Below are 1,414 nucleotides of genomic sequence, written 5' to 3'. Positions count from 1 at the left end.
ACCGCGTCCGGGTCGCGCGCGGTGCAGGGTGCGCAGGCCCGCGTCGCGCGCGGCAGCCGCATCTGGGTCGAGGGCAAGCACGACGCCGAGCTCGTCGAGAAGGTGTGGGGCGACGACCTGCGCCTCGAGGGGGTGGTCGTCGAGCTGCTCGACGGCGTGGACCACCTGCCCGACGCGGTGCGCGCGTTCGCGCCCGGCCCCGGCCGTCGCCTCGGTGTGCTCGTCGACCACCTCGTGCCGGGCTCCAAGGAGAGCCGGATCGCGGCGGAGGTCACGCGCTCCGCGCCCGCCGGGACGGTGCTGGTCCTCGGGCACCCGTACGTCGACGTGTGGCAGGCGGTCCGCCCGCAGCGCCTCGGCCTCGAGCGCTGGCCGACGATCGAGCGTGGCACCGAGTGGAAGCACGGCATCCTGCGCGAGCTCGGCTGGCCGGCCGCGGACCAGGCCGACGTCGCGCACGCGTGGAAGCGGATCCTCGGGACCGTCCGCACCTACGCCGACCTCGAGCCCAGCCTGCTGGGCCGCGTCGAGGAGCTCATCGACTTCGTCACGGCGTGACGACGCCCCGCCCGGAGCGGTCCCGGGCGGGGCGTCGCGCGCTCGCGGCGTGCCGTCAGGGCGCGATCGGCTCGCCGAGCAGGCGGCGGTACAGGTACGACGTCGCGACGAGCACGACGGGGACGGCGACCAGCAGGCCGACGCCGCACAGGATCGCGCCCGCCCAGATGATCGCGCCGCCCACCAGGTAGAACAGGATCGTCGTGGCGAGGTTCGAGGTGACGAGCTGGATGCTCGACCGCAGCGCGTCGACCGGGCTGAGCTGCTTGTCGATGACGAACCACAGCGTGAACAGCACGAGCAGGTTCACCGCGACGCTGACGAGCCATCCGATCACCGGGATCCACACGACGAGCCCCACGACGAGGTTCACGGCGGCCAGCAGCAGCGCCGTCAGGATCACCGGGCCGGAGTTCTCGAAGCGGAAGAAGTCGCCGAGACCGACCGGGCGGCCGTAGGTCAGCTGGAGCGACACGCGCACGAACGCGGCCTGGACGAGGTACGCCGCCAGCCACGCGACGGTGTAGATGACGACGAAGCCGAACGAGAAGCCCAGGCCCATCCCGTTCGAGACACCGTCCCCGTCGGGGTCCGCGAGCGCCGACAGCCCGCCGAACACCAGCGTCACCAGGAAGACGACGACCGCCGCGATCGCCAGCCAGATCAGGGTGGCCGCGACGAAGACGCCGCCGTTGGTCGTGAACTTCTGCCAGCCGTACTGCAGGGACTCGCCGATCGGCGCGGTCGCCGACGGCGCGCCGTAGCCCGCCTGTGCCGGGTAGCCCGCGGGCGGGTAGCCGGTCGACGGCGGCGGGTAGCCGCCCGGCGGAGGCGTCTGGCCGTACCCGGGACCCCC

The 1,414-nt window shown here is 73.3% G+C and carries 1 protein-coding gene and 1 pseudogene; one reads left to right on the top strand and one right to left on the bottom strand.

Features of this window, described 5'->3' with window-relative positions:
- On the top strand, nucleotides 1-558 hold a 558-nt coding region (locus HGA02_RS19160; protein WP_168680961.1), incomplete at its 5' end, for a DUF3097 family protein.
- Nucleotides 559-613: 55 nt separating this feature from the next.
- Here HGA02_RS19160 and HGA02_RS19155 read toward each other — a convergent pair.
- A pseudogene (locus HGA02_RS19155) lies at nucleotides 614-1,414 on the bottom strand (hypothetical protein); the annotation flags it as partial.

The organism is Cellulomonas septica (genome assembly GCF_012396155.1).
GTDB classification, from domain to species: Bacteria; Actinomycetota; Actinomycetes; order Actinomycetales; family Cellulomonadaceae; genus Cellulomonas; species Cellulomonas septica.
Note: the sequence above shows the minus strand (reverse complement) of the source record. Positions and strands in the feature narration are given on the sequence as shown.